The organism is Micromonospora sp. NPDC049662 (assembly GCF_040675055.1).
Lineage (GTDB): Bacteria > Actinomycetota > Actinomycetes > Mycobacteriales > Micromonosporaceae > Micromonospora.
On record NZ_JBFAOC010000005.1, the window covers coordinates 112,959 to 127,899 of the forward strand.

The window sequence follows — 14,941 nt, forward strand, 5'->3', positions numbered from 1 at the left end:
AACTGCCGCACCGGCGGTACCACCTTCTTCCCGCCGGTCACCGAGCCGCTGATGGCCGGAAACCCGGCCCGCCCGACCAGACCCGCGCGAGCGCGACTAGTGCACGGCGACGGCCAGGTCCGGGTCGACCGCGCCGAGGGTGGCGCGGGGCACGACCAGGACCATGACCGCCAGCGCCGCGGCCATGCCGCCCGCGATGACGATCGCCATCGGTACGCTCCCCGTCCCGAACAGCCCGGCCAGGGGCGCGGACAGCGCGCCGACGCCGAACTGGACGGCGCCGAGCAGCGCCGCGGCCGTACCGGCGGCCTCGCTGTGCCGGCTCATGGCCAGCGCCGGCGCGTTCGGCAGGGCCAGACCGGCCGCGGCCAACACCAGCCACAGCGACGCGAGCAGGGTGCCCAGGCCCCCGATGCCGGTGGCGGCGAACAGCACCAGCAGCAGGCCGGCCGCCGTCCCGGCGACCAGGGCCAGGACGAGGATCTGCTGTGGCGTGTAGCGCCGCAGCAGCCGGACGTTGAACTGGGTGGCCCCGATCAGGCCCACCGCGCCGGCGCCGAAGGCCAGGCCGAACTGCTGCTCGTCGAGGCCGTACTCCCGCTGGAGGACGAAGGACGACCCGGAGACGTACGCGAACAGCGACGCCATGGCCAGCCCGGCGACCAGCACCAGACCGACGAAGGCCCGATCGCTCACCAGTCCTCGGTAGTCCCGCAGGGTCGCCGCGACACCACCGTGCCGGCGGCGCGACACGTCGAGGGTCTCCGGCAGCTTCGTGGCCGCGACAACGATCAGCAACGCGCCCAGTACGGCCAACGCCGCGAACACGCCGCGCCACTCGGTCCAGCGCAGCAGTCCGCTGCCCAGCGTCGGCGCGAGGACTGGGGCGAGCCCCATGACCAGCATCAACCGGGAGAAGATCCGCGCGAACGACGCGCCGCTGAACAGGTCGCGGACGACGGCCGTGGCGACCACGGTGGCGGCGGCGACGCCGAGGCCCTGCAGGACGCGTAGTGCGCCGAGCACGGCGATGTTGGGCGCGACGACGCACAGTACGGACGCCACGATGTGCGCGGCGAGGCCGGCGAGCAGTGGCAGGCGTCGGCCGACCACGTCGGAGACCGGCCCGATCAGCAACTGGCCCAGCGCGAGGCCGATCAACGTGCCGGTGAGCGTCAACTGCACGGCGGTCTCGGTGGTCTGCAGGCCGGTCGTGATGGCCGGCAGCGCCGGCAGGTACATGTCGATGGTCAGGGGGCCGATGGCGATCAACGCACCGAGCACGAGCACGAGTTGCGTGCGTTGGCGGTTGGTCATCAGGTCGCCGGGCAGCGCGTCCTGCTCGGAGGTGGGCTTCGCCAACTTGATCTCTCTCCGGGTGCGGAAGCGCCGTCATCGAGGTCGACGAGGCCGGGGCGGGGTGACTCTCCCGGCTGCAACGCCATGGAGGTGGATCAAGATTCCCGCGCGGCGCTCACGTACCCGGGGAGCGGGCCCGCACCGGGTCGATCAGGCCCCGGTCCCCAGGCCACCCCCGCACCCTGGTAGCCGTCGTCTGCCGATCGAGGAATTCAATATCATTCCCTACTTTGGACGACTTACCGAGACAAGGGAGCGGCATGGCTCGGCACGAGCGGCCCGTAGATCCGACCGCTGGACCGTTGTCGTCTTTCGCCCATGAGCTACGAAAGTTACGTGTCGAAGCCGGCAACCCCACCTACCGGCGATTGGCCGAGATCGCCGGCTACAGCGCCTCGACCCTCTCCGCCGCGGCCAGCGGAATCCGGCAACCCAGCCTCGACGTGCTGCTCGCGTACGTCGGGGCCTGCGGCGGGGACACCGCCCAGTGGAGGCAGCGCTGGCTTGAACTGGACGAGGAGCTGCGGGCCGCCGGTTCGGCCGGCGCACCAGCCGACCCGGCGAGGGCAGCGACACCGGACTCGAGGCCGGCCGGACCGATCGCGACGCCTCTCGCCGAGTCACCATCCACTGTGCCTGCCGGGGATCCACCCGCCCCGGCTACCGGTGAGCCAACCGCCTCCAGCGGCGCAGCCGGACCGACCCACGACCAGCCCGCGAGCCCCCCGCGGCACCGGAAACTCCGACGGCGACTGGTGCTGGCGGCGGTGGCGGTCGCCAGCCTCGCCGGTACGGTCGCCGTGGTGCCGATGACCCAGCTGAAATGGCCGGCCAGCGGGGCGACGGCGGCTGGCACGACGACCACCACAGCCTGCCCGGCGACCACCACGGACGCCGCCTTCACCGCCGTCACCTACGGCAGTGGCGTGCATGTCCGGGGCGAGCCCCGCCGCGACCAGGGCATCCTCTACACCATTCAGCCCGGCTGCGTGATCGGGCTCACCGGCTACTGCCTGGGTGAGCGGATCGCCGACTCCACCTCCCAGACCCCCGACATCCGCTGGTTCAGCCTGGCCGACGGTGGACTGATCGCCTCCGGGGTGGTGCACGGCAACCCACCCCCGGGCCTGGAACCGTCCCGCTGCCGGGGCGACCGACCCGGGCCGGCCGCGATCGCCCTGGCGATCGCCCCCGATGTGACCGGCCCGGGTGGGTGGCGGCTGAGCGCGACCGGCACGCACGTGGAGATCGTCGGCTTCGCCGCCTACTACGCGGACGACCCCGCGCTGCCGGCGGAGCGCCGCTGGCACCAGATCGGAATGACCGGATTGGCCGCCCCGCCGTTCGACCTCGTCTGGAAGCTCGACCGCCGGTCCGGGCAACCCGGATCCACTGCCGAAATCCCGGTGGCCGCGGTCGCCTGTCTCGGCGGTGGCGCGCCGACCGACGTGCTCGACGTGCGGGTGGCCCGCCCCGACGGCTCCAGCACCGCCGAGGCCCTGCCGCTCGCCGCCGACCAGAGGCTCGCCGCCCGCCGTACCGCCTGCCTCTACCCCTGACGGGGGCGTACGCGGACGGACACCACCGGTGGCCCGGCGGGACGGATCCCACCGGGCCACCGGTTCGGCGTCACCGAACTCAACAGCCCTGGCGACCGGAGTGGATCCAGTAGGTGGTGCCGGCCCAGTCCATCTCGCCGTACGCGTCGACGCAGTTGTTCGCCGTGCCGGTCACTCCGCGCGGACCGGCGTAGTACAGGTAGTCGGCGTTGTCCTTGGTGGAGATCGCGGTGGCGGTGCACGAGCCGGTGCCGGAGGTCTCCGCGCACCGGGCGATCTGCACGGAGGTCCGCGCCGAGGAGCCGTACGCCGCGCCGCGGTGGTACATGCAGGCGCTGTTCGTGCCGCCGTTGGTGCTGTTGTAGTAGATGACCAGCTCGGCAACGGGCTTGCTCGGCGGGTACGCGTAGCTGTAGGTGACCGTGCCCGAGCAGGCCACCGCCGCCTGCGACGGGGCTGCCGTGACGACCAGCACCGTGCCGAAGGTCAGCAACGCCAGCAGCGCTCCGAACGCCTTGCGCAGCATCATGACTTCCACTCCTCCGGGACGGGGTTGGTTGAGAGCCGTCCCGCCGTCAACTTCTACGGAAGAGCGAAGTTGATCGCCGCTGACGAAGGCACCGATCAATCAATCCCGCACAACGCCGAACAACCGCGTACCGCGTCGCCGGGCCGGCTGATCGGCGCTGTCAGCCCTTCAGGAGTTGCCGCGCCATGACGACCCGCTGCACCTGGTTGGCGCTTTCGTAGCTCTGGGTGATCTTGGCGTCCCGCATCATCCGCTCGACCGGGTAGTCGCCCCGAGTCGGGGAAGGCATCGGGATTAACCGAGTCGCGATTTTCGCTTAATGCAATTCCCATTTCCGGTCGAGCACCATCAGCCGCAGCTCGACTACAGAGCGCTATATTCGCGTTTCCGCCGTCACGCGCCCGAACGGACCCTCTATTGTGGCCGAACGGTGGAATAGATACAGCTCAGAGCCATGAGTCGATCATGCGTACAGATTCCACGAGCATCCCCATCTACATTCCGCCCTTCCACAGAGAGTTATATGCGGAAAGGCCACTACGGATGCGTGAGGCGAGGATGATCGATCAATTGCGAGGGCTTGTTCCCGACAGCTCGACCGCAGTGGTTCTGGGACTGGTGGCCGGGGCGGTGATCGGGCTGGTCCGCGCCTACCTCCGGCACCGCACCCGGCTCCACGCGGAGCGGGAGCTGTCCGCACGGACAGCGGCCCGGGCGGCGGGCTTGATCACCCTGGTCAGCGGTCGCCACGAGAACATCACGGTCGACGAGCGGGACCGTGACGGGCACCGCGTCGTGGAGCTACGTGGACCTCGACAGACCAGCGACAAGGAGGCGGCGTGAACCGGAACAGTTCTGCCGCGGCCCGCGCCGCAACCCGCTCGCCCGAACCCACCCCGGCCGAGCTGGAGGCGTCCTTCACGGCCTTCTGCGACGACAACTTCCTGCGTGTCGAGCGCTTCCTGCGGGCCCGCTGCGCCAATCGGGACCTCGTCGACGAGGCGGTCCAGGAGACATTCATCACCACTCGGGCCAAGTGGGCGCAGATCCGCACCTTCGAGAAGCCCCTGGCCTGGGTGCTCAAGACGGCGCGGCACAAGCTCCAGGGGCAGCAGAGCCGGCGAAGCCGGACCAGCACTACCACGACGAACCTGGACGAGGTGCCCCCCGAGTTCCTCACCCAGCCGACCGACCCTCGGGAGGCGGACGAGTTGCTCGTCGCGTGGCTGCAGCAACTGCCGCCCCGGCAGGCGGAGGTGTTCGTCCTCTTCTTCGACGGCTGGCGGGACCTCGACATCGCCAGGATGCTGGGTCTCGCCCACACCACCGTTCGCGCCTACAAGCAGCAGGCGCGTCAGCATCTGCAGCGCCTCGCGGAACAGGCCGGTTTCAACAAGCCCACGGGGAGGTCATCGTGAACCTCGACGACGTCCTGGCACTCGCGGCCGAACGTGCTCCCACCCCCCTCGAACGCGCGCGCGCCCGACGCGCCAGCCGGCAGATCCAGCAGGCCTACGCCCACGCCGTGACGGCCGGGCGGGATCTCGTCGTGGATGTCGACCCGCACGACCCGCTGAACGCCGACGCCGACGCCGACGAAGCCGCCCGGATCGCCCGCGCGGCACAGCTGGCGAAGTTGGGCACCATCACCTGGATCTCCGCCACCGGAGAGATCTCCTGGTCCGACGAGATGTCACTGATCCTCGGCTGTGCCCCCGGCACGATCCGACCCTCCGCCGATCTGCTGTTCGAGCTGGTCCATCCCGAGGACGCGCACGCCGTTCGTCGGACCATCCACCTGGCGTGGCGGGAGCAGACGGTCAAGGAGACGACGTATCGGGTGGTCCGACCGGACGGGGCGACCAGGTACGTGCACTGCTACATCGAGGTCCTGATCGACCGGTTCGACCGGCCGCACGGCATCATCGGCACCGGTCAGGACGTCACCGACCTGGAGCTGGCCCGCCAGGAGCGGGACCGGCTCGCCCGCCGGTGCGAGACCGCACGCACCGAACTGATCAGCCGCGACCCGGCCACCGGCCTGCTGACCCGCCCGCGCTTCGCCGACGAGGTTGACCGGACCCAACGCGGCGGGTCGGGGGCCCTGCTCGTGGTGGCCGCCGAGCCACTGAACCTACCGATCTCCGGGCACGACCACGCGACCCAGGATCGGCTCGCCGCCGCGATAGCCGGTGTGGTGAAGAACGTGGCCCGCCGGACCGCCGTGTGCGGGCTCGTCGGCCCGGGCGAGTTCGGCGTGCTGCTACAGAACACCACGATGAGGTCGGCCACGACCATCGCGGAGAGCATCATCGACAGCCTGCGCAGTCACGCGTTCGTCGTCGGCCAGGACCGGGAACGGGTACGCCTCGACGCCTGGGGCGGTCTCGTCCGGTACCAGGACGGCGACGACAGTAGCGGCTTCGACCTGCTGGTGGACGCGGAGAGCGCCTGGCGACAGGCCAAGCGAGAGCAGGTGCCACTGACCGTGCTGCGACAGCCGGCCCGTCCCGAGGACCGGCAGGAGACCTGCCGGAGCCGAATCCGGGCGGCGGTCGCCGGCAACAGTTTCACGCTCTACGCCCAGCCGATTCTCGACCTCAGCCTCAACCAGATCACCCGCCAGGAGATCCTGCTCCGCGTCCTCGACGGCACGGGCCAGCCGGTACCGCCGTCGGCGTTCCTGGACGTCGCCGAACGGGTCGACGAGATCTGGCCGATAGACCGCTGGGTCATCGACCACACCATGGAGCTGATCGCCCACGGACCACGAACCTCGCACTACCAGGTGAACGTCTCGGGCCGGTCGCTCGGCGATCCGCACCTGTTGGAGCATGTCCACGAGGTCATGAAGCGGCACGTCATCGACCCCTCCCAGGTCACCTTCGAGATCACCGAGACGGCGTTGATCGGTAACCTGACGCAGGCGATCGACTTCGCCTGCGGGATCCGGGACATCGGCTGTCGGCTGGCCCTGGACGACTTCGGCTCCGGATACGGCACATTCACGCACCTGAAGTACTTCCCGATCGACCTGGTAAAGATCGACGGCGACTTCATCAGCAAGATCGAGGAGTCCCGTCCCGACCAGGTGATCGTCCAGTCCTTCGTCGACATGTGCCGGGGGCTGGGGATCCGGACCGCCGCCGAGTTCGTCCAGAGCGAGGCCACCCTGCGCCTGCTGCGCGACTACGGGGTGGACTTCGCCCAGGGCTACGCCGTCGGCAAGCCGACCCCGGTCGGCAACCCGCACCGGGCCCTGCTGGACTCCGCCGAGATCGAGACGGCCGGGCTGGGCGCCGCGTTGCGAACGGCGATCGGATGACGGGCCGCACCGGCGACCGTCGCGGGACGGATCGGCAGCGCCACCGACCGCCGCGTCCGGGCACGGCGGTCGGGGCGCGGCGGTCGGGGCGCGGACAGGCCGAGGCGCGGACAGGCCGAGGCGCGGACAGGCCGGGGCGCGGACAGGCCGGCCAGGGACCCGAGGCAGGTCCTAGACGACGTTGGCGAGGAGTTGCCGCGCCATGACGATCCGCTGGACCTGGTTGGTGCCCTCGTAGATCTGGGTGATCTTGGCGTCCCGCATCATCCGCTCGACCGGGTAGTCCCGCGTGTAGCCGTAGCCGCCGAGCAACTGCACCGCGTCGGTGGTGATCTCCATGGCGGCATCGGAGGCGAAGCACTTCGCCGCCGCGCCGAAGTAGGTCAGGTCGGCGTCGCCCCGCTCGGACTTGCCGGCGGCGGCGTACGTGAGCTGCCGGGCCGCCTCCAGCTTCATGCCCATGTCGGCGAGCATGAACTGGATGCCCTGGAACTCGGCGACCGCCTTGCCGAACTGCCGGCGCTCGGCGACGTACCCCTTGGCGTAGTCGAGCGCGCCCTGCGCGATCCCGACGGCCTGCGCGGCGATGGTGACCCGGGTGTGGTCCAGGGTCTTCATGGCGGTGGCGAAGCCGGTGCCCTCCGCGCCGATCATCCGGTCGGCGGGGATCCGCACGTTGTCCAGGTAGACCTCGCGGGTCGGCGAGCCCTTGATGCCGAGCTTCTTCTCCGGCGCGCCGAAGCTCACCCCCGGATCGGACTTCTCGACCACAAACGCCGAAATGCCCCGGGAGCGGGCGGCGGGGTCGGTGACGGCGAAGACGGTGTAGAACTCGGAGACGCCGGCGTTGGTGATCCACCGCTTCACACCGTTGAGCACCCAGTGATCCCCGTCACGCACCGCGCGGGTGGTCATCGACGCGGCGTCGCTGCCGGCCTCCGGCTCGGAGAGGCAGTACGAGAACATGGCATCGCCCGCCGCGACCGGCGTCAGGTAGCGGCGCTTGATCTCGTCGGAGCCGGCCAGCAGCAGCGGCATCGTGCCGAGCTTGTTCACCGCCGGGATCAGTGAGGAGGACGCGCAGGCGCGCGCCACCTCCTCGATCACGATGGCGGTGGCCAGGGCGTCCGCGCCCGCGCCGCCGTACTCCTCGGGGATGTGCGGGGCGTGGAAGTCGGCGGCCCGCAGCGCGTCGTAGGACGCCTTCGGGAACTCCCCGGTCTCGTCGGCCTCGGCGGCGTGCGGCGCCACCTTGGCGGCGCAGACCTCCCGGACCGCCTCCCGGATCGCCTCGTGCTCCTCGGGCAACCGGTAGACGTCGAACGACTCCCCTGCGGCCATGTCGGCCCCTCCCCTTCACCGCTATCATGCGCAGTCTGTGGCCTCCCCTGACCGCCGACCGCGCAGACTGAAGGATAGCGACTGCAGTTCAGGTGATGTTACCGGCGCGTAGGTATGGGCATGACGGAGCACCCGCGCCGCTGGGCGATGATGGAAGGCAGACAGTGAGCCACCCCTCCGGTGCCCGCCCAGGCGCCGCAGCAGAATGCGACGCGACGACGCGCCGCCAGTGCGAGCGGAGAAGACAGGCGTGACGATCCCCTACCCCACCATCCAGCCGACCCCCGCCATCGCCGCGGTGACGCCGCCCTCGGGCGCGTCTCGGCCGCGGGTGACGTTCCTGGGGACCGGTTACCTCGGTGCGACGTACGCCATCTGCTACGCCGAGCTGGGCTACGAGGTGCTCGGCTTCGACGTCGACGCGGACAAGATCGCGATGCTGAACGCCGGCGAGGTGCCGATCCACGAGCCCGGCCTGGACGAGCTGCTCAAGCGCAACCTCGCCGCCGGCCGGCTGCGGTTCTCGACCGACATCGCGGAGACCGCCGACTTCGGTGACGTGCACTTCATCTGCGTCGGCACCCCGCAGCGGGCCGACGGGATGGGCGCCGACCTGTCGTACGTCGAGGCGTCGGTGACCGGCCTCGCCCAGCACCTGACCCGCAAGGCGCTGATCGTGGGCAAGTCGACCGTGCCGGTGGGCACCGCCGAGTGGGTCGAGCAGCTCGTCGGCAAGCACACCCCGGACGACCTGGGCGTCGAGGTGGCGTGGAGCCCCGAGTTCCTCCAGGAGGGCTTCGCCGTCGACGACGTGCTGCGACCCAACCGGATCGTGGTCGGCGTCAAGAGCGAGTGGGCCAACGGCATGCTCTACGCCGCGCACAAGGGCGTCTTCGACCTGGCCGCCACCGAGGACCGCGAGGTGCCCCTGGTGGTCACCGACTTCGCCACGGCCGAGCTGGTCAAGGTCGCGGCGAACGCCTTCCTGGCCACCAAGATCTCCTTCATCAACGCCATGGCCGAGGTCTGCGAGGCCAGCGGCGGCGATGTCACCCAGCTCGCTCGGGCCATCGGCTACGACCCCCGCATCGGCAACCGTTTCCTCCAGGCCGGCCTCGGCTTCGGCGGCGCCTGCCTGCCCAAGGACATCCGCGCCTTCCAGGCCCGCGCACAGGAGCTGGGCGCGGGCGAGGCACTGCGCTTCCTGCACGAGGTCGACCTGATCAACCTGCGTCGCCGGACCCGCGTGCTCCAGCTCGCGGCGGACCTGCTCGGCCGCCGCTCCGGGCCGGCCGGTCCGGACTTCTCCGGCACCCGGATCGCCGTGCTGGGCGCGACCTTCAAGCCCAACACCGACGACGTCCGCGACGCCCCGGCGCTCGCCGTCGCCGCACTGCTGCAGAAGGCCGGGGCCGACGTCCACGTGTACGACCCGCAGGGCACCGAGAACGCCCGCCGCGCGGTGCCCGAGCTGACCTACGAGCCCGGGATCAACGAGGCGGTCGCCGACGCCGACCTGGTCTGCGTCCTCACCGAGTGGGCGGACTTCCGCAACGCCGACCCGGTCGCCCTGGGCGAGCTGGTCCGCGGCCGCAAGGTCGTCGACGGGCGCAACTGCCTCGACTCGGCACTGTGGACCCAGGCCGGCTGGGAGTACCGGGGTATGGGCCGTCCCTGACGATCCACCACTCACCGGCCGGCCGCGACGCACCCTTGGCGGCCGGCCGGTGATGTTGTTTGCCCCGGACCCGCCGACAAGTGTCGAAATCCGCGCCAGCTTTGGGCATGCTGCGACAGTGGGAGTCCACAGTGCGGGTGGAGGGGTGTCGTGGCGACCTTTCAGTGCTCCTCGTGCGGCCGGGAGATCAAGCCGGCCGTGCACTGCCCCCATTGCGGGGCCGACCAGCCGCAGTGGGTCGAGCATCTGGCGGACATCGAGCGCTCGATCGCGGAGATGAAGAGGCGCGACGCCGCAATCGCCAGCGAGCAGCGGCAGATCGCCGCCAAGATGCAGGCCGCGCTCTTCCAGCGGGACATCCTCGCCCACGCCGGTGAGGAACGGATCAAGCAGGCGACCCGACCCCGCCGGGTGCTGCGCCGCCGCCCCGGTCGCCGTCCGCCGACGGCCAGCCCCGGCACCGGCACCGCCGCACCGCCGCCCCGGGTTCCACGCCAGGGCACGCCGCCCGTTCCGGAGGACCCGCCGCCGCCCCCGCCCCGGCCGTCCTGGCTGGACGCCGACGATCCCGAACACCCGCCGGAGGCGTCCAGCCGGGAGGTGCAGAACATCCCGCTCGGGCTGGGCGCGCTGCTGCTCGCCGTGGCCGCGGTGGTCTTCGCCGCGGTGGCGACCAGCTCGATGGACGCGCTGGCCCGCCTCGGCGTCCTGCTGCTCGCCACCGCGCTGATGCTGCTCGCCCCGCCGGCGCTGGCGCGACGCGGGCTCACCTCCACCGCGGAGACGATCTCGGCGGTGGGTCTGCTGCTCGTGCCGCTGGCCGGCTATGCGCTCTGGGCGGTGGACCGGATCGGCAGCGGCACCTCGGGCGCCGTCTTCGCCGGGTTGATCTTCGCGGCCACCGCCGCCGTGTCCGTCGGCTACGCCGCCTGGACGGGTCTGCGCGCACCCCGCTTCGCGACCGTGGTCGCCGCGCAGCCGGTCCTGCCGCTGCTCGCGTACGACCGGATCACCGGGCCGGGTGGCTGGGCGCTGGTGCTGACCCTGGTGGCCCTGCTCGACCTCTGGTTGGCCCGCTCGCCGATCGTGGTGGAGCGCGCCCCCGGGCAGGACCTGCCGCAGCCGGCTCGGCCGTCGACGACGCCGCGCCAGCGCGACGCCGAGGCCCGACCGGAGGGCGACCCGGAGGAGGCCGGCGAGGTGGTCGACGTTGGCGCGGGCGCCGACGACACCCCCTCCGTCCGCCCGGTGCCCGGACTGCGCGAGCTGACCTGGTCGCTGCACGCGGTGGCCGTCGCGGTCGCCCTGGCGTACGCGGTCACCGCGCTGCTGCGGGCACAGGCCGTGCCGACGGCGACCGGCGCCGGGCTGGTGCTGCTGCTGGCCGCCGCCGTCGGGCTGGCCGGCGCGTTGGTGCTGCGCCGCCCACCGCTGCCCGACGTGGCGGCCGGCATCGTCACCCTGGCCGTGATCGGCGCGTTCGGCCGGGTCGCCTCCGTCGCCCTGCCCGGCCAGGCGTTGCTGCTGATCGCGGCGGTGATCACGGCGACCGGCCTCGCGGTACGCGCGATCCCCGAGGCCGCCCGCCGCGGCCCACAGATCGCCTCGGCGGTAGCGCTCACCGTCAGCGGGCTGATGGTCGCCGGAGGCGCCCTGCGGGCCGGCGTCGCCCCCGTCCGGGCAGCACTGCCCGCCTGGGACGCCGACCTGGACCGGCACGCCGCCGAGCTGGCCGCCGCCGTCGGCCCGACCACGTGGCAGCTCGCCGCCGCCGCGTTCCTGCTCACCATTGCCGCGATGCTGGCCCTGCCACCGGAGATCCGCCGCGAGTTCGCGGTCGCCGGAGCCGCGCTGACGGCGCTCGCCGTGCCGGCGTCGTTCGGCCTCGGTTGGGCGGCCGCCCCCTGGCCGATGGTGATCACCGCGATCGGCATCGGTGTCATCGGCCTCTCCGCGCGTACCCCCCGGGCCGCCCTGGCCCACGGAGTCGGCGCCGCCGTGGTGGGCCTGTTCGGCGCGGGCGCAGGCCTGTCCCGGCCCGCGCTCACGGCCGCGGTCCTGCTCGCCCTCTTCGCGGCCGGCGCGCTGGTCGCGTTGGCGCCCCGGGTCCGGATCGCCTCGGCCGCCGCCGAGACGGTCACCGCCTGGGCCGCCGGAGGCGCGGCCTTCGCGCTGCCCGGCGCGGTGGCCGCGTTCGTGGCCGCCACCGTCCCCGTCGACGACACTCCCACCCCGGCCAGCCTGCGCGAGGCGACCGTCCCGGTGCTCGCGGCGAGCTTCCTGGCCGTCTGCGTGACCCTCGGGTACGCCGCGATGGTGCAGGTCTCCCAGCGGCGCATCCCGGTGCCCCTGCCGGTCGGCACCGGGATGGGCGCGCTCGTCGTCACCGCCGCCGCCTTCGGCGCGCCCGGCGCCACCGTCGCCGACGCGTGGGTCGGGGCGCTCCTGCTGATCGCCGCGGTGCTGCTCTTCCTGGCCCCCTCGATCGACGCCGGCCGCCGCTCCGACCTGACCCTGGACGGCTCGGACCTGGCCGCCGCGGCGGTGACCACCGCACTGATCGCCACGATGGTGCGGATCGCCGCGGTCCTCGCCCCGGGTGGGCAGTTGGCGGTGGCCGCCGGCCTGGTCCTGGTCGTCGCCGTGGCCGCCCGCGCCATGCCCGAGGAGTGGCGACGCGGCCCGATCCTCGGCATCGCCGTCGGCGGCGTACTCATCGGGGTGCTCGCCGGTTGGACAGCGCTGCGCGGCGGCGTGGGCGTGCTGGCCACGCCCGGACCGATCTGGAACGGCGACCTGAGCAACTGGCCGGCGGCGCCGACCGGCGGCTCGACCTGGCAGGCGCCGATCGCGCTGCTGCTGCTGGCCGTCGCCGCCGGCGTCCTGCTGCCACCGCCCTGGCGCTGGGACGCGTCCGGCGTGGCCGTGGTGCTCGCCACCATCGGCGCGCCGGCCGCGTTCGACCTGCCCTGGTGGTCGCCGGTGCTGGTCGGGGCCATGGTCGCCACCGTCTTCGGGATGGCGGCGGTGGCCACCGAGGAGCCCCGGGCCGGGCTGTCCCGGGCCACCGTGGCCGGGGTGGTCGCGCTGCACGGGGCCGGCGCCGGTCTGGTCCGCCCGTGGACCACCGCGCTCGCGCTGGGCAGCATCGCGCTGATCGGTGTCGTCGTCGCCACGCTGGCCCGCGTCCTCGCCCGGCCCCAGGTGACCGACCTGGAGACCGAGGGCATGCCGCCGCACCTGGCGCAGATCGGCGGCGCGGCGGCCGGTGCCGCGCTGCTGGCGTTGCCGGGCGCGGTGGCGGCGCTGGCCGTCGAGTTCCAGCACTCGGCGCAGGTGGTGCTGACCGCCGCGCTGGCCGCGTCGAGCCTCGGTCTGGCCGGTGTGGCCGCCGTACGCCGGTACGTGCCGCAGTACCTGCCCTGGGTCAGTGTGGCCGTGGTCGGCGGGGCGAGCATCAGTGCCCTCGCCGCCATCCCGACCGGCCTGCCCGTAGGGGTCTACGCGGCCGCCGCCGCGCTGCTCGGTGTCCTCGCCGAGCTGATCCGTGCGGCGACCGTACCGCCCACCGCCGCCGCCCAGCCGGTCCGACGCTGGGCGGTGCTGCTCGACGGCGCGCTGCGCCGGCTGCCGGACGACCCGGATCGGCGGCGGTGGCGGGTCAGCCCCTCGGCCGGCGCGCTCGCGGCCGCCGCCCTGCCGACCGCCCTGGCCCTCGTCTCGATCGCGCCCGCGCTGGTCTTCGCCCTGGTCGAGCCGCAGCGCACGTTGAACCGGATCTGGCAGGGTCCGCCGCCGGAACTGCTCACCCCACCGCCGGACCTGGTCAATCCGACCCACGTGCTGACCGCGCTGCTGCTCACCGCGACGGCGGCCCTGGCCGCCACCGGTTTCAGCGGCGGACGGCGGTCCCGTGCCGTACCGGTGGTGCTCCCCGGCGCGGCCGTCACGCTGCTGATCGCGCCCATCGCGCTGGGCAGCAGGTGGCCGGCGAGCACGCTCGCCGCGCTGTCCGTGTTCACCATCTCCATGCTCGGTCTCGCCCTGACCCCGCCACCGCCGCTCGTCGAGCCGGCCCGTTCGTTGCGGCTGGCCCGGGTGCTCGTGTTCGTCATCGGTCTGGCCGCCGGTGGCGCCGGCCTGGCCGGCAGCCTGGCCGAGGAGCAACTGACCCTGTTCACCCTCGGCGGCGCGGTGGGCGTGGGCGTGGTGGCGGCCCTGTTCGGCACCACCCAGCGCGCCCGGATCCTCGGCTGGCTGTTCGCCTCGGTCATGGCTCAGCTCTTCGTGCTCACCGCCGGCCTGATCGCCGGGCTGGCCCCGGTCTGGTCCGCGTTCGGGGTGCTCGCCGTCGGCGCGGTCCTCCAGGTGCTCGCGGCGACCCTGCCCCAGCTGCGCCGCCCCGAGGCACAGCGCGAGGCGGCCACCGTGCAGTGGACCGGGTACGCCGCGGCCCTGATCGCGCTGGCGCTCGCCTTCGACTCGCCACGGCACATCGCCGCCCTGCTGGCCGCCTGGGGCGCCGTCCTCGGGGTGGCGGCGACCCGGCCCGGCCGGCGGCCCGTGGAGCGCCGGATCCTCTTCTGGGCGGTGGTGTTCTGCGAGATAACCGCCTGGTGGATCCTCATGCGCGTCGCCGACGTGGCGCTGCCCGAGGCGTACACGCTGCCGTTCGCCGCGCTGGCCCTGCTGGTCGGCGTGCTGGAACTGCGCCACCGGCCGGACCTGAGCAGCTGGGTGGCGTACGGGCCGGCGCTGGTCGCCGCATTCCTGCCGACCCTGGCGATCGTGCTCGCCACCGAGTCCAGCACGCTGCGGCAGATGCTGCTGCTGCTCGGTGCGGTGGCGGTGCTGATCTTCGGCTCGTCCAGCCGGCAGCAGGCACCGGTGATCGTCGGCGCGTCGGTCACCGCGATCGCCGCCATCCACGCGCTGTTCAGCCTGGGCCCGTGGCTGGTGCTGATCCCCGTGGGCATCCTGCTGCTCGTCCTCGGGGCCAGCAACGAACGCCGTCGTCGCGCCCAGGAACGCCTCCAGACCGCGCTACGCGGCATGAGGTGAAACCGGAGGGTCACGGCGGCGTGCGTGAGTGGGCACGGTGAGCGTGCCGGGTTCGTCGGTGGCCTCTCCGCGATCTTGCACTTTCTGTC

General features: G+C 72.6%; 10 protein-coding genes. 6 read left to right on the forward strand and 4 right to left on the reverse strand.

Annotated features, from left to right (window positions below):
* Positions 1-96 precede the first annotated feature (96 nt).
* The gene (locus AB0J36_RS06000; protein ID WP_363660152.1) at positions 97-1,362 is read right to left on the reverse strand and encodes a multidrug effflux MFS transporter; all 1,266 of its coding nucleotides are present in this window, start codon (positions 1,360-1,362) and stop codon (positions 97-99) included.
* Between the two features lie 257 nt (positions 1,363-1,619).
* Between AB0J36_RS06000 and AB0J36_RS06005 the strand changes: the two genes are divergently transcribed.
* Positions 1,620-2,918 carry a helix-turn-helix domain-containing protein gene (locus tag AB0J36_RS06005; protein ID WP_363660153.1) on the forward strand — a complete coding sequence of 433 codons (1,299 nt, stop codon included), beginning with the start codon at positions 1,620-1,622 and terminating at the stop codon, positions 2,916-2,918.
* Positions 2,919-2,997: 79 nt separating this feature from the next.
* Here AB0J36_RS06005 and AB0J36_RS06010 read toward each other — a convergent pair whose 3' ends face one another.
* Positions 2,998-3,447: a hypothetical protein gene (locus AB0J36_RS06010; protein WP_357130005.1), complete on the reverse strand. Its 450-nt coding sequence runs from the start codon at positions 3,445-3,447 to the stop codon at positions 2,998-3,000.
* A 160-nt stretch (positions 3,448-3,607) separates the two neighbouring features.
* Entirely contained in the window at positions 3,608-3,736 is a 129-nt protein-coding gene (locus tag AB0J36_RS06015) for an acyl-CoA dehydrogenase family protein (RefSeq protein ID WP_357174900.1), read from the reverse strand.
* Between the two features lie 314 nt (positions 3,737-4,050).
* Between AB0J36_RS06015 and AB0J36_RS06020 the strand changes: the two genes are divergently transcribed.
* The 3 genes from AB0J36_RS06020 to AB0J36_RS06030 are packed head-to-tail and all read left to right on the forward strand — an operon-like array spanning position 4,051 to position 6,772.
* Positions 4,051-4,290: a hypothetical protein gene (locus AB0J36_RS06020; protein ID WP_357130011.1), complete on the forward strand. Its 240-nt coding sequence runs from the start codon at positions 4,051-4,053 to the stop codon at positions 4,288-4,290.
* A complete protein-coding gene (locus tag AB0J36_RS06025; protein WP_357130014.1) occupies positions 4,287-4,865 on the forward strand; it encodes an RNA polymerase sigma factor in 579 nt (192 codons plus the stop codon). The genes AB0J36_RS06020 and AB0J36_RS06025 overlap by 4 nt, the downstream gene beginning before the upstream one ends.
* Positions 4,862-6,772: an EAL domain-containing protein gene (locus AB0J36_RS06030; protein ID WP_357130016.1), complete on the forward strand. Its 1,911-nt coding sequence runs from the start codon at positions 4,862-4,864 to the stop codon at positions 6,770-6,772. The genes AB0J36_RS06025 and AB0J36_RS06030 overlap by 4 nt, the downstream gene beginning before the upstream one ends.
* Before the next feature lie 171 nt (positions 6,773-6,943).
* Here the strand turns inward: AB0J36_RS06030 and AB0J36_RS06035 are convergent, their stop codons facing one another.
* Complete coding sequence (locus AB0J36_RS06035; RefSeq protein WP_357397684.1) at positions 6,944-8,113, reverse strand: acyl-CoA dehydrogenase family protein; 1,170 nt, start codon at positions 8,111-8,113, stop codon at positions 6,944-6,946.
* A gap of 250 nt (positions 8,114-8,363) precedes the next feature.
* Between AB0J36_RS06035 and AB0J36_RS06040 the strand changes: the two genes are divergently transcribed.
* Complete coding sequence (locus AB0J36_RS06040; RefSeq protein WP_355048810.1) at positions 8,364-9,791, forward strand: UDP-glucose/GDP-mannose dehydrogenase family protein; 1,428 nt, start codon at positions 8,364-8,366, stop codon at positions 9,789-9,791.
* A gap of 150 nt (positions 9,792-9,941) precedes the next feature.
* Positions 9,942-14,852 carry a permease gene (locus AB0J36_RS06045; protein ID WP_363660154.1) on the forward strand — a complete coding sequence of 1,637 codons (4,911 nt, stop codon included), beginning with the start codon at positions 9,942-9,944 and terminating at the stop codon, positions 14,850-14,852.
* Positions 14,853-14,941 lie beyond the last annotated feature (89 nt).

What these genes read in the sequence shown, in the direction of transcription:
- AB0J36_RS06005 (WP_363660153.1), top strand. Translation starts at nt 1,620, where the DNA reads ATGGCTCGGCACGAGCGGCCCGTAGATCCGACCGCTGGACCGTTGTCG.
- AB0J36_RS06010 (WP_357130005.1), bottom strand. Translation starts at nt 3,447, where the DNA reads ATGATGCTGCGCAAGGCGTTCGGAGCGCTGCTGGCGTTGCTGACCTTC.
- AB0J36_RS06015 (WP_357174900.1), bottom strand. Translation starts at nt 3,736, where the DNA reads ATGCCTTCCCCGACTCGGGGCGACTACCCGGTCGAGCGGATGATGCGG.
- AB0J36_RS06035 (WP_357397684.1), bottom strand. Translation starts at nt 8,113, where the DNA reads ATGGCCGCAGGGGAGTCGTTCGACGTCTACCGGTTGCCCGAGGAGCAC.